The organism is Larkinella sp. C7 (assembly GCF_006149005.1).
Lineage (GTDB): Bacteria > Bacteroidota > Bacteroidia > Cytophagales > Spirosomataceae > Larkinella.
Map to the genome: position 1 here is coordinate 324,894 of NZ_VBSL01000001.1, position 19,181 is coordinate 344,074.

Genomic DNA, 19,181 nt, shown 5'->3' on the forward strand with positions numbered 1-19,181 from the left:
TCCGGTAAGCTGTATTTTTGTAAAAAAACGAACTGAATCCTGATGCAGTCCAAATCTTCTGTAGTCATTGTGGGAGCAGGCATGGCCGGCCTGACCTGCGCCGTTTACCTCCGCCGGGCCGGTATCGAGGCCACCTTACTGGAAGCCTCCGACGGCGTCGGTGGCCGCATCCGGACGGATGTTGTCGATGGTTTTCGGCTCGACCGGGGTTTTCAAATCCTGCTGACAGCCTATCCCGAAGCGCAACGGTTGCTGGATTACGGTGCATTGAAACTACAGCCGTTTCGTTCCGGTGCGCTGATCCATCAGCCCGCGGGCGGCTGGATTCCGTTCATCAATCCGCTGCGCGAGCCGTCGGGTCTGTTTCAAACCCTGGCTTCCGAGGCAGGAACCTTCAGTGATAAACTGCGGATTGTCGAACTGATGCGGTACGTATCGGGGATCTCGAGCGAGACTTTTTTTCAACAGGAAGCCACCGATACCGAGACTTTTCTGGAAGATTTCGGATTTTCGGAACAGATCATCAACCGGTTTTTCCGGCCATTTTTCGGCGGTATTTTTCTGGAAGATGCCCTGGCTACGTCGAGCAATTTCTTCCAGTTCTGTTTCAGGAATTTCTATACGGGTGACGCGGCTCTGCCAGCCGCGGGCATGGAAGCCATTCCGCAGCAACTGGCCAAACGACTGAGCCCGGCTCAGATCCGGCTCAATGCGCCGGTGCGGCAAATCCGGGATTCTACCCTCACACTGGAAACCGGTGAAAGCCTTCAGGCTGAAGTGATTGTGTTGGCCGTGGATGCGTCAGCCGCCAACCGCCTGCTGGGCCTTGAAAATCCGGTGCGGCTGTTCAATGCCACCACCAACACGTATTTTACGGCCCCCCAGTCGCCCAAAGCAAAACCATCCGGTGCTGAAAAACTGTTGTTGTTGAATGAAAACCGCCAATCCGCCCTTCATAACATTGCCATTCTGAACGACGTGGCTCCCTCCTACGCCCCCGACGGCCGGGCGTTGATTTCGGTCAGTACGCACGGACTGGAAGTGGTGGATGAAAAAGCCCTGGCCGAACGGATTCAGAAAGAACTGGTCGGCTGGTTTGGTCATGAGGTCGACCAATGGCGCTGGCTGAAAACCTACCATATTCCGGAAGCCCTCCCAACCTATTATCCGGGCACGCAGCACGCTCCGCTGAAACGCGCCGAAAATCTGTACCAATGCGGGGATCAAACCGCCTATCCATCGCTCAATGCCGCGATGCAGACCGGGCGGAACGTCGCCGAGCTGATCATTGCGCATGAAACCGTTGAATAGGCACCGACGCACGGTTTTCCGTATACCCAAAAACAGATTTTAATGCGTTGGTTTGTCCGCTTCCTGGTGTTTCTGCTGATTTTGCCGCTGGCGTACTTTGCGGCCTTTCCGCAGATTTTTCGCTGCCAACTTCTGGAGTATACCGCTGACTTTCAGCGGCTCACAGCCAATGTATGGGTCGACGCCAGCACCCCGGAACGCCAGCGAATTTATTTGCTTTTTGAAATCAATGAAGCGAAAAAGCGGCTTGAACAGTTATGGAACAGTCCGGCGAAAGGCCGGGCTACGGTGATTTTTTGTCAGTCGCCCGAGCAATACCAGCAGTATTGCCACGATGGCGAAGGCGCGGGTTGCAGCCTCGGAACGCCCTGGGGCGAATCGTGGATCATCATCAATCCGTATGGCCGCAACCCCGACGTGCTGGCCCACGAGATGTGTCACGACGAGCTTTTTACCCGCCTGGGCTGGCTGAAAACCCAGCGCCAGATTCCGCAGTGGTTCAACGAGGGGCTGGCGCTGCTGATCGACCAGCGGTTTACGACGGCCACCGACAGCCTGCGTCGCCACGACGAATTCCAGGATCACTGGGAGGAGCAATCGCACGGGCAGCAGGTGGTTTTGAAGCTGACCGAACTGGAATCGCTGAAAGATTTTTTTTCGGGAAATTCCAACCGGGTCATGCTGGCGTATATGACCGCCGGTCGGGAAGTGTCCCGCTGGCTGGCGGTGGTGGGCCGCAACGGATTGACGAAACTGGTCGACCAGTTGAAAGCCGGCGACGATTTCGAGACGGTCTACCAACGGCTGGAGCGGGAAGCGAAAACCGGTAAAAGAAGTTGAGCGCACCGGAAATTTCGATGCGCCGGGCCACCGAAACCACTATGGTTCACCCCTACTTTCGGATGCGATCTGCAATTCCGGCCAAAGAAGTGTAACTTGACCAAAAAAGCGAAAACCATGAAATCGCTTTCTGCTGATCATCACCGACTCCGTAACTCGTTTCATGAAGAACTTACCGGGCCTTCTCTTTAGCCTATTCGGTTTGGCTTTCACATTTCCAACCCACAGCCAGACCGTATCCTTCACGCTCAAAGACTACCTGACACTGCCCCGCAGCCGCAACCTCCACAATATTTCCGGAATAGAATACATTTCGGAGCGACAGGAATGGCAGTTGGCCGAAGACCGGGGAGCGTACCACCTTTTCAGAACCATTCACCAGCTTTCCGACTGGGTTTGCGAGCCGGATTCGAGCTTTCAAACGGGTCTTTTCCTCGAAGCCGTGCGGTATGATCCGGCCCTGGATACCTATTTTTTTGCCGTCGAAAATGAAAAGGAGTCCTACGTTGGTTTTAAACGACATTCGCTCCCGCAGCCGGGCGATGCCATCCAGCGACTGACCTTGCCCCACGCCATGCCCATTCCCCAAAAAAACAAAGGCATTGAAGGGCTGGCCGTAACTCCGCAGTATCTGTGGGTTGCACCCGAAGCCGGTTCGCGGGAAGAAGCCCGGGTTGACCATCCGCTGATTCATTTTTACCGGTACAAAAAAAGCAACGGCTCGGTGGTGTTCGACGCTGAGTTCAGTTACGAGATCGACCGGAATGTCTGCCCAAGCGACTCCAACGAAGCCCTCGGTGGGGTGTCGGAGATTATTTCCGTTCCGGGCGACGAAACCCGGCTGCTGGTGCTGGAACGCTGTTACGAAAAAACCACGAAGGCCGTCACCGTAAAACTCTACGAAGCGCAGGTAGACGAAGCGCGTCGGCAACTCCTCAAACGGAAAGACAAACCGGCTTTCGATTTCAACGGGCGGAACGGTTTTCGGCCCGACAACCTGGAGAGCATGGCCTGGGGCGAAGACGTCGATGGCCGGAAAATGCTGGTGGTGATGTCGGACGACAATACCGGTAAAAACCAGTGGACCCAGGTTGTTTTGCTCGAAATGCAGCCCAACTGACTTTTTAGTAAGCGGCATCAAGTTCTCCTCCATTTCCATCCCTCTAATGGGTCCCAAAAACCGCTTGCCCTCAGCAGCTTAGCCCTACTTCTACGCCTGGTGAAGCGTAAAAGCCCGCCATTATTTATTTGTTACCAAGGTGTAAAAAGGAGTAAAATGTTTGGACTTTTTAGCAAACGGTTCTATTTTTAGAGATCGAAACTTGACTTGACCTACTAATTTATGATTAGAAAAGTGCTCCTGACGGCGCTTTGCGTTGTCTCGTTTGGCATTGCTCAAGCCCATCGCCCGCTAAAACGAATCGCGAAAAAACACCCGGTAAACCATCCCGTTTCGGCGGATACCACCGATCGAACTGCTTTTTACGAGCGAATTCCCCTGGTTCACGACATTCTCGGCTACGCCAAAAAATACATTTCTTCGCGGTATCGCTCCGGCGGTTCGTCCCCACGCGGCTTCGATTGCTCCGGCTTCACCCGGTTTTGTTTCAGTAAATTCGGGATTACCTTACCGCATTCCAGTGCCGCTCAGGGCAATGTCGGCGTCAAAATCGATCAGGAGGTAGCCCGCCCCGGCGACCTTATTTTCTTCAAAGGCCACAGTTCACGCAGCAGTCACATCGGACACGTCGGCATGATTGTCGAGATTGTGGGCGACCGCATCAAGTTCATCCATTCGGCCTGGAACGGCGGGGTGCGTTACGACTGGCTGCACGCGAGTTACTACCAACAGCGTTACGTCGGCATCCGGCGGGTGGTTGGCTAGGCGGGAACGCCCGAACGCAAAACCGTACCGACGCCATTCCCGCTCACCGCTTCGGCAACCTGATTGGCGTGGCAGATAATGACGCGTTTCACCCCCTTTTCAACCGCTTTGAAGGCGTTGTCCAGCTTGGGAATCATGCCTTTGTTGATAACTCCCTGGCTTTTGTAATCGGCGTAGATTTCGGGCGTCAGTTCGGCAATCACACTGTCGTCGTTGTCCGGATCGGACAAAACACCCTTCTTTTCGAAGCAATAGACGAGCGTCACCTCGTTGCGAACTGCCATGTCCACCGCAATCGCCGATGCCATGGTGTCGGCATTGGTATTCAGCAAACTTCCGGTGCGGTCGTAGGTCAGGGGCGCAAAAACCGGGGTCAGATTCTGCCGGACGAAATACTGAATCTGGCCGGAATTGACCTCTTCGATATCGCCAACAAAACCGTAGTCGATGGCCCCCACTGCCCGTTTTTTCGAAAGGACGGTATTGGCATCCGCACCGGTCAACCCGATGGCATCGACGCCAAGGGCCTGTAACTTCGCCACAATCTGCTTGTTAACCAGCCCGCCGTAAACCATCGTTACGACATCGAGCATGGGCTGGTCCGTAATCCGGCGTCCCTCGACCATCTTGGTCGAAATGCCCAGCTTTTCGGCGACCTGAGTGGCAATTTTACCGCCCCCGTGAATGAGAATTTTATGCCCGTGAATCCCGCGAAACGAAGCTAGAAAGTGGTTCAGTGCGTCGGGATTATCGATGACGTTTCCGCCTATTTTAATGATTGTCAGACTATTCATAATCCTTGCAATACGCCTTTCAATACCGCCTGCGCCGACCATTCCCGGTTGGCGGCCTGTTCGATCACGAGCGATTGCGGGCTGTCCAGTACCTCATCCGTTACTTTCATATTGCGTCGAACCGGCAGACAGTGCATGAATTTACCGTTGTCGGTCAGCTTCATTTTATCCATCGTCACCATCCACGACGCATCCTGGGTCAACACCTGTCCATACTGCTGGTAGGACGACCAGTTTTTGCCGTAAATAAAATCGGCGCCTTCAAATGCTTCGTCCTGGTTGTAGGACACGCGGGCGTTGCCGACAAACTCCGGCGCCAGATCATAGCCTTCGGGGTGCGTCACCACAAATTCGGCATCCATGTGGTTGATCCACTCACAAAACGAGTTGGCCACGGCCTGCGGAAGCGGTTTGAAATGCGGCAGCCACGTCAACACGATTTTAGGACGTTTCCGGACTTTGAACTCTTCGATGGTGATGCAGTCGGCCAGCGATTGCAGCGGATGGCGCGTGGCCGATTCGAGATTGACGATGGGAACGCCGGCGTATTTTTTGAACTGGTTCATCACCACTTCCCGGTAATCCTGCTCGCGGTCTTTCAGGCCGGCAAAGGCCCGAACAGCCACAATGTCGCAGTATTTTCCGACCACGGCGGCCGCTTCCTTGACGTGTTCGGCCTTGTCGCCGTTCATAACGGTTCCTTCTTCCATCTCCAGCCCCCAGCTATCCTGCCCGACGTTCATCATGATGACGTTCATGCCGAGGTTCTGAGCGGCTTTTTGGGTGCTCATGCGGGTCCGCAGACTGGAATTGAAGAAGATCAGGCCAATCGTTTTGTTTCGGCCCAGCGACTGATCGGCAAAAGGATTCTGTTTGGCATTCAATCCCTCCTGAATGAGGGCATTCAAATCGGTTACGTCGTCGTACGCTAAAAAATTGGTCATTTCTAGTAGCAGAGTCAGGTTTAAGCGGTTAAGAAACTACGCGCACTTCTTTGCTCAATGCTTCCAGAAATACATCGACTTCTTCGCGGCCCAGCGCCAGCGAAGGCAGCAGGCGAATGGTGTTTTTTCCCGCAACGCCCGTAAAAATGCGGTGTTCGAACAGCAACGAATTCCGCAGGGATTCGACCGGGAAATCATATTCAATCCCGATCATCAGTCCCCGGCCCCGCAGGTCTTTGTAACCGCCAATCTGCCGAACGCCGTCCATAATATATTCACCAATTTGGGCGGCATTTTCGATCAAATTCTCTTCCTGCATGATGTCCAGAACCGCAATACCGGCCGTACAGGCCAGGTGGTTGCCGCCGAAGGTGGTGCCGAGCAAACCGTAGGTCGCATGGAATTTGGGCGAAATCAGCACCCCGCCAATCGGAAAACCGTTGCCCATGCCCTTCGCCATCGTGATCAGATCCGGCGTGATGCCGCTGAACTGGTGGGAGAAGAACTGGCCCGAACGACCATAACCGCACTGAACCGCGTCCAGGATCAAAATGGCGCCGGTTTCATCACACTTCTGACGCAGGGCTTGCAGAAATGCATCGGAAGCGACCTGAATCCCGCCAACGCCCTGGATGCCTTCGATGATAACGGCACAGGTTTCGTCGGTAATACCAGCCTTTGCGGCTTCGATGTCGTTATACGGCAGGAACGTAACGTGTTCATTGTAGTTGATGGGGGCTACGATGGACGGGTTGTCCGTAGCCGCTACGGCTCCGGCGGTCCGGCCGTGGAACGACTTTTTGAAAGCCACCACGTTTTTCCGACCCGTATGGAACGACGCCAGTTTCAGGGCATTCTCGTTGGCTTCGGCCCCGGAATTGCACAAAAACAGCGCGTAATCCGGGTAGCCCGACATCGTGCCCAGTTTTTCCGACAATTCTTCCTGCTGCCGAATCCGTACGGAATTGGAATAGAACGAAATCCGGTTCAACTGCTCCGTCAACGCCCTGACGTATTTGGGATGGGTATGGCCGACTGAAATAACCGCGTGACCACCGTATAAGTCGAGGTAACGATCCCCCTTGGTGTCCCATAAATAGCTGCCCTGCGCCCGAATGGGTTCGATGTCGTAGAGCGGATAGACGTTGAAAAGCATTTTGAAACTGGATTAAGCGAATTACTAATTTCAGGTACTTGATTTTCAGCCTGCAATTTTACGCATTCTGGCGATAAATCGTTGCTAAAAATGTAAAAAGCAGGCCTGACTGCCTGCTTTTGATAACCATCAATAGCGGACAGAGGTTCAAAGTCGGCCGGTGGGTCGTTTACCCGTCTCCAAAACCGCCACCTGATCGGGCGAAAAGGGAGCTTCGTGTAGGGCCGCCGATTCGTGGTAGCAGCGGAAAAGGTCGGCAATGAAGTGAATCCGCTCGGGCAGATCGGCCCAGTCACGCGCGCCGGTTTCCAGCAAGCTGTTGGCCGTAGGGTCGATTTGTAGCAGCAGCGTTTGCAAATCCGGGTTGGTAATCAGCCGGAGCGATGCCGGAAAATCCACCAGCAAATCGCGGCCCAGCCGCAGGCGCACATTGGGCGGAAAAGACATCGTCATCAGTTGTTCGGTCACCACCAGCCGAATCTGCTGGTGGATGGCCGCCACCAGCGATTCGATGGCACGGTCCAGGGGGGCAATCTGGCCGATGGTTTCCAGAAAAAACAACCGCATTCGGCCCAGCACACTGCCCGCCGGAAACACAAGTTCCATCAGGCGGTTTTTCAGCACCGCCGGATCGATGGGAGTCAGGTGGAGCGATTCGGCAATTTCGGGTTGCAAGCGGGTTTGTTCGTGAAAACCGATCCGGAGATTCGCCAGCAGCCGGAGTTCGGCCTGTTGCTTCGGATCGGTTTCAAACCAGGACTGGTAATACGACGTGAAAGCCTGCCGCAGATATTGCTGCCCTTCCGGTGGGTTGCCGGGCCGGAGTTCCCGTAAAAATTGTTCGAGATGAGCCGGATCGTAAACCGGATCCGGCTGACAAATCGCTATAAACCGGGCAAACGCGCGCCCGATTTCGATAAAAACCTTCCGGTTTCCCCGGCTCACAGCCTCGCTCGCCCGGTTGAGCGCGGTCACCACAACGGTGTTCCAGATCAGGGCGCGAATGGCATCCGGTTTCTGTTTGGCACCCAGTTGCCGCACCAGACCAATGATTTTCTGAATGGCCTCGCCGGCTTCCGACTGAATGCGCAAACGGGCTTCCAGTTCCCGGACCACATCTTCCCGGCGGATGGTTTGCCCGGCCTGTTTGGAAGCCCAGGTGGCGTAGGTACACCAGTTGGCTCCCCCGCCTGCGCGTTCGGCAAAAGCCGACGAAAGTTCGTAGTAACACTGTGTAATCTGCAGGTTTCGAACCACCGGGTCGGTCAGGGCGGCAATCCGTTCGACATCGGCGACCGTAGGCATGCGTCTGCTGCGTAAAGGGATGTGGTGAATTGCGGATTCCGACATAACTTCCATCCGTAGATATGGGCCTAAAGGTATCGCAAACTACCCAGAACCAGCCGGGTGATTTATTAATCGGTCATCCGGCTTTTATCCCCTTTCTGTTCGGATTGCCGTAAAACGAAAAGCGGTATCAGGTTTCCCCCATACCGCTTCGGATTCCTTCAATGGTATCGTTATAAACCGGCCACAAAGTCCCGGAGGGCCATTATCACGTCGTCCGGGCTTTCGATCATGCCCAGGTGGCCGGCATTTTCCAGGACAACGGTTTTCGTATTGGAAACCGCGGTGAACAATTCCCGGCTTTTTTCAATCGGTACGATCTGATCCTGCTGGCCCGCAATAATCATTACCGGGAAAGCGGCCTCTTTCAAAACCGCCGTCCGGTCGGGGCGCGAAGCCATGGCCTTGACCCCCGCAATGAGGGCTTCTGCCGGAAGTGTCGAATACTGTTGTACGTACTGCTGCACCACATCCGAATGGTTTTTACGGAAGGTTTCCCCGAACATTTTAGGAACGGTTTGTTCGATAAAGGGCTTCGAACCGTTGGCCTGCATGGTGTCAACCGCCTTCTGCCGGGCCTCTTTTTTGGCTTCATCGTCGGCAAAAGCCGTTGAATTGAGCAACACCAGACCGCTGACCCGCTCGGGATGCTGTTCGGCAAAAGCCAGCGCAATGTAGCCCCCCATCGAATGACCAACCAGCACGCACGATTCAATTTCCGACGATTGCACCAAACTAAACAGATCCTCGGCGTAGGCATCCATCGATTCGTGGCGGGTTTGTTGAGAAAGATCGGGTTTCACAACGCGGTAGTGGGCGGCCAGCTTGTCATAGACTGCGTTCCAGATGGCCGCATCAACGCCGTGGCCGTGAATCAACACAATTACTGGTTTCTCACTCATCGTTCCATTGCTTTTAAGGTGTGTACTGCTAATAACCGGAAAGTCTGAAAACAGTTCGGCGTAGTAGCCGACCCGAAAGTCGATTACTACGCCAAACTAAGTTGTCTTTATGACCAAGTCGGGGGCGATTCGCTACGCCTGCGCGAGCACATCCACCAGAATCAGTACCAGACCGGCAATCAGTGCTAAAAGACCAATCAACGACAAGACCGGAATTCCCAAAATAACTAAAATCAAACCAACTACGCCGAGAATAACACCCGCCCGGAGCGTCCGGCTCATGGCTTTTGCTTCGTCCGGAGCCAGCGAGTTTTTGATTTTCTTATCGATTTTCTTCATCATCATCCGCTCCGCCAGATTCATTTTGTGCGTCGAGGTCAATGCTGAAGCCGATGTTTTCGTGGTCGTGGTAGCGGCTTTGGCACTCGCTTCCGCCAGCATGGTTTGAACGCGGGCCATCCGCTTCTCCAGCTTTTTGTTACCAGCCAGTTTATTATCATTGCGAGCAACGGTTTCCTGGAGTTTCTGCTCAACGTTTTTCAGCGCTGCCGCCGTAGTCAGGGGCGTTGCCTGCTCAGCGGGCGTCAGGACCGGTGCTTCTACCGATGCCACCGCTACGTCTTCCACCGGAGTCGGCACGGCCTGAACCGCAGAAACCTCCTGACGGCTGCCAAAGCGTTCGACCGGCATTTTCTGATAGGTAGCATAGGGACGGCTACAGGCACTCAACAAAGCTGAAGAAAGCAGTGCATACACTGCCAGTTTGGAAAATGTTCTCATGAAATGTAAATTGGAGATTAGATGAGTAATGTGTATTCGTTGTAACTGGGGGCAAAAAAGCAGAATGATTATCAACCCTGCAAAACTTGACTCTATTTTTTACAAAAAACTCTACAGGCAACGGGATAAATTTATTTACCGCACCCAAAAACGGTCATTTTACGCCAGAAAGGCGGAAATGCAGCGCGCCCGGTTTCGAAAAACCGGGCGCGTTATACGTGCCGTCAGACGATCAATCCGACCAGCAGCAGGACAAGTCCAACAATGAGGAGCGTGATCCCGATGGCGTTGGAAGTCGTGGCTAAGTATAAAATCAAACCGACCAGAGCCACAATGGCACCCACGGTCACGATGACGTTTACGGCTTTGGGAGCGTTGGGGTGGTTGGGTGCGAGGGCTCTTTTGATTTTTTTATCGACGTTTTTCAACATCAAGCGTTCGGCCAGATTGGGCTTTTTGGCCACACCAGCTTTGCGGGCATCCATCGCCGTTTGCGTGTTTTCAGCTCCCAGCATTTTCTGAATGCGGGCCATGCTTTTCTGTAGCTTGTTGCTCGTCACCTTGTTGGCACTGCTGGCGACAACCTGATCAACGGCCGCTTTGGCTTTTGCGGCATCCGCTGATGGTGTGCTGACGACCGTAGGCAGAGAAGAAGAAGGGATAATTGCCGCGTCTGGTTGGGTGGTGACAAGGGCTTTTTCAGTAGACACCACTTCAGTAGGTACTGCTACCGGGGTTTGGGTTTTCCGGCTGCCATAATGCTCGACAGGCATTTTCTGGTAAGTGGCATACGGACGGCTGCAGGCGCTGAATAAAACCGTGGCGATCAACGCATAAATCACGTTTCGGGAAGAAGTTTTCATACGGGTATAATTGAGGTTTTGACGAAGCATGATGGTTGCTTCGTATCCAAAACTTCCCAAAACCGGATTTGTTCTGTTTCCCAAAAAAAATCTGACGGACTGGAACCGGGTCGATTCCGGTTCCAGTCCGTCAGGCTAGGCGGCTGACCGCAGAACGTGCAGCGACGACTTCCCGAATTTTTCCCGGGCGTAATCGACTGTGATGGTCAATTCCTTCACTTCCTTCGTGGAGGGCAGTTCGTACATGGCATCCGTAATGATCGACTCGCAAATGGAGCGTAATCCCCTGGCTCCCAGGTTATACACCATCGCCTGATCGACTACGTAATCGAGGGCCAGATCGTCCCAGTACAATTGAATATCTTCCATCTGGAACAGCTTGGCATACTGCTTGGTGATGGCGTTTTTAGGTTCCGTCAGAATCCGGCGCAAAGCCTCAGAACTGAGGGGTTCGAGGTAGGTCAGGACGGGCAAGCGCCCAATTAATTCCGGAATCAGACCGAACGATTTCAGATCCTGCGCCGATACGTGCCGCATCAAATGCGCGCGCTCCAGCGATTCGTTCAACCGGCGGCCACCCGAAAAACCGATGGGCCGGGCATTAACGCGCTTGCCGATGTGCCGGTCGATGCCGTCAAAGGCTCCTCCGCAGATGAACAGGATGTTTTCCGTGTTGAGCGCAATCATGCGCTGGTCGGGGTGTTTGCGCCCGCCCTGGGGTGGCACATTGACGATGGACCCTTCCAGCAGCTTCAACATTGCCTGTTGTACGCCTTCTCCGCTCACGTCACGGGTGATGGACGGATTGTCCGATTTCCGGGCAATTTTGTCGATCTCGTCGATGTAAACGATGCCCCGCTCGGCGTTCTCGACGTTGTAGTCGGCGGCTTGCAACAAACGGGTCAGAATGGTTTCCACATCCTCGCCCACATACCCGGCCTCGGTAATGACCGTGGCGTCGGCAATGCAGAAAGGCACCTGCAAAATCTTCGCGATGGTCCGCGCCAGATAGGTTTTGCCGGTTCCCGTATCCCCGACCATCACAATATTCGATTTCTCAATCTGAATTTCGTCATCCGTTGGCGGCTGCATCAACCGTTTGTAGTGGTTGTAAACGGCAACGGTCATCACTTTTTTGGCCTCGTCCTGCCCGATGATGTATTGGTCCAGGTAACTTTTCATCTCCATCGGTTTGACGAGATTGAAGTTGGGGCGGTCTTCCGGATTCGACCGTTTGGGTTTGGTTTCTTCCAGCACCACCTGATGGCCCTGCTCGATGCAGAAATTACAAATATGGGCATCGATGCCCGACAGCAGGAGGGACACCTCGTTTTTCCGTCGTCCGCAGAACGAACAGCTCACTTGTGGCATAAAAATTTTTCTAAACGATTTAGATCGCGTTTTCGCTTAACGTTGGGTATCAGTCGCCGGGTTCCGGCTCAACTGATAAAAAAGCAGAACCCACTGGGGGAACCGGGTCGTGCCAAAACAAATATACTAGAAAATTCGGTTGGGTAATTGATGAGGGTGCATTCAGAAAACGATACGAGCTTGGAAAGCAAACCGAACCCGGTTTTGCGCCCCAATCCAGCCGCTTTTTGTGGAGACTTTTTATTTTTCGGGAATGACCCCCAGCCGCGCCCGCTCCGTTTTGACCCATTCGACAATCAGTTGCTGCTGGGCCTCGCTCAATTTGGCATCCTGATGAATCAGCGTATAGGCTGGCAAAGGCATGTGCCCTTCCTCCACTTCTTCCGCCATTTCCTCCAGCTTGTGATCCATGCGCTTTTTGTCGTACTGGGCAAAATTGGAGAAATTGAGTTCGCTTTTGCCCTCTTCGACGTGATTGGCCAGCCACAGGCTCACCGGACTGACGCTGGCATACCAGGGGTAAGTCGTATGGTTGGAGTGACAATCATAGCACGCCCGTTTCAGGGTGGTCATCACCGCATCCGGTACCGTTACAAAATGCGTGACGTCCTGGGGCGTATCTGCGGGTCCTTCATTTTTTTCGGGCCGAATGAATTGAATACCAACGAATAACACGATAATTCCGATCAGGATATTCTTTTTCATAGCCGTAGTTTAGAGGAAGACGCTAAAATAGTGACTTTCCCGGTAAAAAAAACGGAAACCGTCGCAGACAGTTTCCGTTTTGGGTATCCGATTCTTCCGGATCTTATTTTTCCCGACGCAATACCTCATCGATCAGGCCGTATTCCTTGGCTTCTTCAGCCCGGAACCACTTGTCGCGGTCGGAATCTTTTTCGATTTGCTCCTTCGTTTTTCCGGAATGATCCGCGATGATTTCATACAGTTCATCCCGCAATTTTACGATTTCACGGGCGGTGATTTCGATGTCGACCGACTGGCCCTGGGCTCCCCCCGACGGCTGGTGAATCATCACCCGGGCGTGGGGCAGTGCCGAGCGTTTGCCGGCAGCTCCTCCACAAAGCAATACCGCACCCATCGATGCGGCCAGGCTCGTACAAACCGTGGCGACGTCGGGCCGGACATACTGCATGGTGTCATAAATTCCCAAACCGGCATACACCGAGCCACCGGGGCTGTTGATGTACATCAGGATATCCTTTTTCGGGTCGGCAGATTCCAGGAAAAGCAACTGTGCGACAATGATGTTGGCGATGTTATCATCAACGCCCATCCCCATGAAGATGATCCGATCGGCCATCAGCCGGGAGAAAACGTCGACTTCACGGAAGTTCATCGGACGTTCTTCAATCACGGAGCGGGTCATATTTTCAACGGTATGGTTCACGTAGCCATCCACCGTCAACCCGTTCAGACCCATGTGGTGAACGGCAAATTTGCGGAATTCATTTCCTTGATTCATACTGATTATTCTTCTGTTTAGCGCAACGAAAATACAAACTTAACGCACTCTCTGGTATCCGGTTGTCAGCCTTCGTTTTTTTTTCCGGAACAAAGGCAGGTTGATGACTGAAAACCGGTTTTGAAACCAACTTCCCCTTTGTCCGTGTTACGATACAAAAATGGGCAATCAAACCCGGTTTTGATAGTCGGTTTGACTTATTATATTATCAGAATTTCTTGAGACGTCATGACGATAAGTTCCCAAATCCGTTTACTGCGCCAACAGAAGGGGTATTCGCAGGAAAATATGGCCGATATGCTGGGACTCTCCACCACCGCTTACGGAGATATTGAGCGGGGCAAAACGGACGTAACCATCTCGCGCTTGCAGCAAATTGCGACCGCACTCGGCACCACGGCGGCCCAGTTGCTGTCGGGAGAAATCCCCCCGCATCAGGAATTGTATCCGGCGGAAGTGGTTCACCAGGTCGAAACATTGAAATCCGCGCAGGAGCGAAAAGACCTGGAAATCGAAAAGCTCCGGATGGAAGTGGCCTACTGGAAACGGAAAGCCGAAGACATGGCCCTCGTCGAAGTCGTCCGCCATCTCGTTCCACCGACCGACCGAAACCGAATCGGGTTTTAATCCCCACCCTGTTAGCGCCGGGCCGAGTTTCGGCCGAAGACCCTGACAGCGGTGGGCATTAAAACCCGATCTCTACCAAATCGATTACCGCAACCGGTTTATACCGGTTGGCGGGTGCTCACCAATTCCTTAAACTCATCCACGGAAACCGTTCTTGGCTCCAGCGTCAACTTGCTTTTGATCAGCTCGATCACTTTATCGTCGGAAAGGCGGTTGTACATTTTCATGTAATTTTCGCCTTTTTCATCCATCAAATACTGCTGGGCAATCTTGTCGATGCTCTGGTTCATCGACTCATCGTCGCCGTAGAAGCCGAACTGTTCGCGCACCATGCCCCGCGTCACGTTCAGCACATCTTCGTACGTCACGTTGATCTCGTTCTGGCTGGCAATTTTGTTTTTGATCAGTTGCAGTTTCACCGAACGGGCGAAGGCATCGTATTGCTCTTCCACTTCGGCTTCCGTCACACTGCCTTCGTTGGTGGTCAGCAACCACTGCTTCAGGAAATCATTCGGCAGTTCAATGGTAATATTATCGAGCAAAGCCTGTTCAATATCAAGCCGTTCCAGTGTCGCCGACTCACGTCCGTAGTTGCCTTTGATCACCTCCAGCACTTTTTCACGAAACTGCTCTTCCGTTTCAACCGCATCTTTCCCCAACACTTTATCGAAAAACTCCTGGCCGATTTCCGCCGGTTCGCTGCGGGTAATGTCATCGACGGTAAAGGTAAATTCACCTTCCAGATTGGCGGCTTCCTCCCCTTTCAGGCCGGTAGCCAGCCCGCGGGATTTTTCGTCAACAAATGTTTTCTGAATATCGAAGGTGACGGTATCGCCTTTTTTCAGACCCACAAATTTCGGCAGTTCTTCGGCCGCGATTTGCTTGGTTGGGAAAGCGGTTTTGGTGGCAAACGGTTCGCCGTCTTCTTTCGCCTGTTGCTTCAGTTCGCCGTAAATCATGTCGCCTTCGGCTGATTCTTCGACGTGCCCCTGACCGCTAAACCGGGTTTTCAGTTCTTCGATGGTTGAATTCAACTCGGTTTCACCCGCTTGAATTTCGTACGATGGTACCGGTGGCAAAGCGTCGAAATCGACTTCAAAATCCGAAGCCAGGCCCAGGTTATAATTGAATTCAAACTCATTCTGGCTATCCCAGTCGATGGCGTCGGCCTGCTCACGGTCGGGCAGCGGGTCGCCAACCACCTGCAATTTATGGTCGCGGATGTAGTTGCTGACCGTGTTTTTCAACAACTCGTTGATTTCTTCCACCAGCACACTTTTGCCGTACATTTTCTGAATCAACGAGGTAGGCACTTTGCCCGGACGAAACCCTTTGATGCTGGCCCGACGTCCGTAGTCTTTCAATTTCTTATCTACTTCCGGCTGATAGTCGCTTTTCGATAGCTTGATTTTCAGCGAAGCGTTGGTTTCCGTTGATTTTTCTAATGCAATTTCCACAGAAAAATATTGAGTGATTGAGTGAATGAAAGAATGAGTGAATTAACAAACGCGGATATAGAGATAAAAATCTATTCGCTCATTCGCTAATTCACTCATTCACAATTAAAACTTGTACGGGCGGAGGGACTCGAACCCCCATGCCTTGCGGCACCAGATCCTAAGTCTGGCACGTCTACCAATTTCGCCACGCCCGCGAATATCTAGTTGGGGCTTTTAGTCGTTAGGGTAGTGAAGCGTTCTGTATTCGCGCCCAAAGCCCATCCTGTTCTAACTCCCAAACTAATTTTGGCCTGCAAAAGTACAAATGATTTCTGTATTGAGCAACCACTTCCTGAACGAGGATTATTTTTTCTAACTATTCCTTTGATTTGCTGAGTCAGTTTTCTAATATTAATGTATATCCTGTAGCCGAAAGTGATGCAGCGTATAACCCAAGAAGAAGGACGCACCCCTATGGACATAACCGCTGAACCGGTCATCGATCTTGACCAGGAACGGAAAGAAATTTTGAAATGCTACCGCCGGTTACTGCGGGAAGCGAAACCGATGTTGAAGGATAATGACGCCAAATTGATCAAAAAGGCGTTCAATACGTCCCTGGAAGCCCATCAGAGCATGCGCCGACGGTCGGGCGAACCCTATATCTATCACCCGCTCGCCGTTGCCCAGATTGCCGTTGAAGAAATCGGATTGGGGACCACCTCCATCGTTGCCGCCCTGCTGCACGACGTCGTGGAGGATACCGACATGACGATTGCCGACATCGACCGGCTCTTCGGTCCGAAGGTTGCCAGGATCATCGACGGCCTGACCAAGATTTCGGGAAAATTTGAATACGGCACCTCGCAACAGGCCGAGAACTTCCGCAAAATGCTGCTGACGTTGTCGGACGACGTGCGGGTGATCCTGATCAAACTGGCCGACCGGTTGCACAACATGCGGACGCTCGACTCAATGCCCCGCGACAAACAGCTCAAAATTGCTTCCGAAACGATTTACATCTACGCCCCGCTGGCCCACCGGCTGGGGTTGAACGCGATCAAGTCGGAACTCGAAGACCTGTACTTAAAATACGCCGAACCGGAAGCCTATAAGGACATTGCCCGGAAACTGCGGGAAACCAAAACCGCCCGGGATCGCTTCATCGCCCGCTTTATTGAGCCGATTGAAGAAGATTTGAAAGAAATGGGCTACGATTTTGTGGTGAAAGGCCGCCCCAAGTCCATTTATTCCATCTACAACAAGCTCAGCAAACAGAAAAAACCGTTCGAGGAAATCTTCGATCTGTTTGCCATCCGGATCATTCTGAACGTACCGCCCGAAAGCGAAAAAGCCGGTTGCTGGCAGGCCTACTCCGTCGTAACGGATCATTACAAACCCAACCCCGACCGGTTGAAAGACTGGATCAGCACCCCCCGCGCCAACGGCTACGAGTCGTTGCACACCACGGTGATGAGCAAAGCCGGGCAGTGGGTCGAAGTACAGATCCGGACGGCCCGCATGAACGAAATCGCCGAAAAAGGGTATGCCGCTCACTGGAAATACAAAGGCAACGAAACCCAGACCGGGCGTGGCATCGAAACCTGGATCAGTCAGGTGCGCGAAATGCTCGAATCGGCCAGTAACGAAAAAACCGGGGCCATCGAGTTTCTGGATGATTTCCGAAGTAACCTGTACAGCGAGGAAGTTTTCGTCTTTACGCCCAAAGGCGACTTAAAGGTGTTGCAACGGGGCGCCACGGCCCTGGATTTTGCCTTCGACATTCACACCCAGATTGGGGCGCGGTGTATGGCGGCCAAGGTCAACACGACGCTGGTGCCGCTCAGCCATGTGCTCAACAATGGCGATCAGGTCGAGATCATTACCTCCAACAAGCAAAAACCGAACGAGGACTGGCTGCGGTTTGTGGTAACGTCGAAAGCCAAAACCAAGATCAAAGACCTCATCAAGGAGGAGAACAAACAGCACATTACAGACGGGCGCGAAGCCGTGGCCCGAAAATTGAAAACGCTTCGTCTGGAAATGACGAACGAGGTTCTCAATCAGCTTCGGGCGTATTTCGGTTCCAAAACATCCAATGATTTCTTCTACCGCGTTGGCAAGGGGCACATTGATGTTCAGGAGCTGAAGCGGTTCAAGTCGGACAAGGAATCCAAGGAAAACCGCCAGAACAAACTCAATACTGACACGCTTCAGGACGGAAAACAGTTTGAAAAAGAACTGAAGAAACTCCACGGCGAGCGGGCCGACGCCGACATGCTGCTGATCGGCGAAGACATGGACCGGATCGATTACACGCTGGCAAAGTGCTGCAATCCGATCTCGGGTGACGACGTTTTCGGGTTTGTGACGGTCAACGAAGGCATTAAAATCCACCGAACCACCTGCCCGAATGCCGTTGAACTGATGTCGAACCACGGCAACCGGATTATCAAAGCCAAGTGGACGTCGCAGCGCGACCTGGCTTTTCTGGCCGGTTTGCGGATTACGGGCACCGACCGCGTGGGTCTGGTGAACGACGTGACCAAAATCATCAGTAACGAACTGCACATCAACATCCGGTCGATCACGATTGACTCGAAAGACGGAATTTTTGAAGGCACCCTGAAGTTATACGTTCACAACACCCGTCACCTCGAAGAGTTGATGAAAAAACTCGAAAAAGTCGATGGAGTCGTGAAAGTAGCCCGGTTTGATTAATTTTGTACTGCATTAGCGAGTTCTGGGATTTTGGAGTGGATGGATATGGGTGCAAAAAGTCTCGTATATACTTTACTACCAGCTTCTTAAGCTCAACACGCCGAACTCCGGAATCCATAAATGTGAAGTTATGCCCATAGCGAAACAAGCCAACCTCGATGCCGCAAAGAAAATTTTTACGGCGTATTTAGAAAGCAAAGCCCTGCGGAAGACCCCGGAACGCTTCGCTATTCTGGAAGAGATCTATAACCGTGAAGATCATTTTGATGTCGATGAACTCTACATCTCGATGAAAAATAAGAAGTATCAGGTCAGTCGGGCGACGGTTTACAACACCCTCGATGTGTTGGTGGATTGTGATCTGGTAACGAAACACCAGTTCGGAAAAAACCTGGCGCAATACGAGAAGTCGTACGGTTACAAGCAGCACGATCATATTATCTGCACGGATTGCCACCACGTGATGGAGTTCTGCGATCCACGCGTCCAGAATATTCAGTCACTGGTGGGTGACATGCTGAAATTCAACGTGATGCACCACTCGCTGATTTTCTACGGTAGCTGCCAGCGCGACCATTGCGAAAACCGGACCAAAAGCGAGGAAGAAAAAGATCTTCAGGAACACGGCGGACAACCGCTGGTGTCATAGGAATTACTAATTATGGGGCAATAGCACCCAAACACTTCGTTTCAACGACTAAAACCTAACTCGATGAAC

Annotated in this window: 18 protein-coding genes and 1 tRNA gene; 7 read left to right on the forward strand and 12 right to left on the reverse strand. The window is 52.7% G+C overall.

Annotated elements, in window-relative coordinates; translation table 11 throughout:
- The first annotated feature begins 42 nt into the window (after positions 1 to 42).
- From FH871_RS01365 to FH871_RS01380, 4 genes are all read left to right on the forward strand, one after another.
- Positions 43 to 1,311, forward strand: coding sequence for an NAD(P)/FAD-dependent oxidoreductase (locus FH871_RS01365; RefSeq protein ID WP_138989545.1), 1,269 nt, complete (start codon positions 43 to 45; stop codon positions 1,309 to 1,311).
- A 42-nt stretch (positions 1,312 to 1,353) separates the two neighbouring features.
- A complete protein-coding gene (locus FH871_RS01370) occupies positions 1,354 to 2,151 on the forward strand; it encodes a hypothetical protein (protein ID WP_138989546.1) in 798 nt (265 codons plus the stop codon).
- A 163-nt stretch (positions 2,152 to 2,314) separates the two neighbouring features.
- A complete protein-coding gene (locus FH871_RS01375; RefSeq protein WP_138989547.1) occupies positions 2,315 to 3,271 on the forward strand; it encodes an esterase-like activity of phytase family protein in 957 nt (318 codons plus the stop codon).
- 222 nt (positions 3,272 to 3,493) lie between these two features.
- Positions 3,494 to 4,036, forward strand: a complete 543-nt coding sequence (locus FH871_RS01380) for a C40 family peptidase (RefSeq protein ID WP_138989548.1) — start codon at positions 3,494 to 3,496, stop codon at positions 4,034 to 4,036.
- Here FH871_RS01380 and argB read toward each other — a convergent pair.
- From argB to FH871_RS01430, 10 genes are all read right to left on the reverse strand, one after another.
- A complete protein-coding gene (gene argB / locus FH871_RS01385; protein ID WP_138989549.1) occupies positions 4,033 to 4,830 on the reverse strand; it encodes an acetylglutamate kinase in 798 nt (265 codons plus the stop codon). The two genes, FH871_RS01380 and argB, sit on opposite strands and share 4 nt — an antisense overlap.
- Entirely contained in the window at positions 4,827 to 5,774 is a 948-nt protein-coding gene (locus tag FH871_RS01390) for an N-acetylornithine carbamoyltransferase (protein ID WP_138989550.1), read from the reverse strand. Before FH871_RS01390 ends, argB begins: the two co-directional genes overlap by 4 nt.
- Before the next feature lie 28 nt (positions 5,775 to 5,802).
- Positions 5,803 to 6,930: an aspartate aminotransferase family protein gene (locus tag FH871_RS01395; protein ID WP_138989551.1), complete on the reverse strand. Its 1,128-nt coding sequence runs from the start codon at positions 6,928 to 6,930 to the stop codon at positions 5,803 to 5,805.
- Positions 6,931 to 7,077: 147 nt separating this feature from the next.
- Entirely contained in the window at positions 7,078 to 8,235 is a 1,158-nt protein-coding gene (locus FH871_RS01400; protein ID WP_138989552.1) for a hypothetical protein, read from the reverse strand.
- Between the two features lie 215 nt (positions 8,236 to 8,450).
- Positions 8,451 to 9,179 carry an alpha/beta fold hydrolase gene (locus FH871_RS01405; RefSeq protein WP_138989553.1) on the reverse strand — a complete coding sequence of 243 codons (729 nt, stop codon included), beginning with the start codon at positions 9,177 to 9,179 and terminating at the stop codon, positions 8,451 to 8,453.
- Positions 9,180 to 9,311: 132 nt separating this feature from the next.
- Entirely contained in the window at positions 9,312 to 9,959 is a 648-nt protein-coding gene (locus tag FH871_RS01410; protein WP_138989554.1) for a hypothetical protein, read from the reverse strand.
- A gap of 224 nt (positions 9,960 to 10,183) precedes the next feature.
- Complete coding sequence (locus tag FH871_RS01415; protein ID WP_138989555.1) at positions 10,184 to 10,822, reverse strand: hypothetical protein; 639 nt, start codon at positions 10,820 to 10,822, stop codon at positions 10,184 to 10,186.
- Positions 10,823 to 10,957: 135 nt separating this feature from the next.
- Positions 10,958 to 12,193, reverse strand: coding sequence for an ATP-dependent Clp protease ATP-binding subunit ClpX (clpX, locus tag FH871_RS01420; protein WP_138989556.1), 1,236 nt, complete (start codon positions 12,191 to 12,193; stop codon positions 10,958 to 10,960).
- A 240-nt stretch (positions 12,194 to 12,433) separates the two neighbouring features.
- On the reverse strand, positions 12,434 to 12,898 hold the full coding sequence (locus FH871_RS01425; protein WP_138989557.1) for a heme-binding domain-containing protein: 465 nt from the start codon (positions 12,896 to 12,898) through the stop codon (positions 12,434 to 12,436).
- Between the two features lie 103 nt (positions 12,899 to 13,001).
- Positions 13,002 to 13,676 carry a ClpP family protease gene (locus FH871_RS01430; RefSeq protein ID WP_114409442.1) on the reverse strand — a complete coding sequence of 225 codons (675 nt, stop codon included), beginning with the start codon at positions 13,674 to 13,676 and terminating at the stop codon, positions 13,002 to 13,004.
- A 228-nt stretch (positions 13,677 to 13,904) separates the two neighbouring features.
- On the opposite strand from FH871_RS01430, the gene FH871_RS01435 reads away from it, so the two are divergent.
- Positions 13,905 to 14,303 carry a helix-turn-helix domain-containing protein gene (locus FH871_RS01435; RefSeq protein WP_138989558.1) on the forward strand — a complete coding sequence of 133 codons (399 nt, stop codon included), beginning with the start codon at positions 13,905 to 13,907 and terminating at the stop codon, positions 14,301 to 14,303.
- 98 nt (positions 14,304 to 14,401) lie between these two features.
- Here FH871_RS01435 and tig read toward each other — a convergent pair whose 3' ends face one another.
- Both tig and FH871_RS01445 read right to left on the reverse strand, forming a co-directional pair.
- Complete coding sequence (tig, locus tag FH871_RS01440; protein ID WP_138989559.1) at positions 14,402 to 15,760, reverse strand: trigger factor; 1,359 nt, start codon at positions 15,758 to 15,760, stop codon at positions 14,402 to 14,404.
- A gap of 115 nt (positions 15,761 to 15,875) precedes the next feature.
- Positions 15,876 to 15,957, reverse strand: a tRNA-Leu gene (locus FH871_RS01445).
- A gap of 259 nt (positions 15,958 to 16,216) precedes the next feature.
- Here FH871_RS01445 and FH871_RS01450 point away from each other — a divergent pair.
- Entirely contained in the window at positions 16,217 to 18,463 is a 2,247-nt protein-coding gene (locus FH871_RS01450; protein ID WP_114409445.1) for a bifunctional (p)ppGpp synthetase/guanosine-3',5'-bis(diphosphate) 3'-pyrophosphohydrolase, read from the forward strand.
- A 130-nt stretch (positions 18,464 to 18,593) separates the two neighbouring features.
- On the forward strand, positions 18,594 to 19,112 hold the full coding sequence (locus tag FH871_RS01455; protein WP_138989560.1) for a Fur family transcriptional regulator: 519 nt from the start codon (positions 18,594 to 18,596) through the stop codon (positions 19,110 to 19,112).
- Positions 19,113 to 19,181 lie beyond the last annotated feature (69 nt).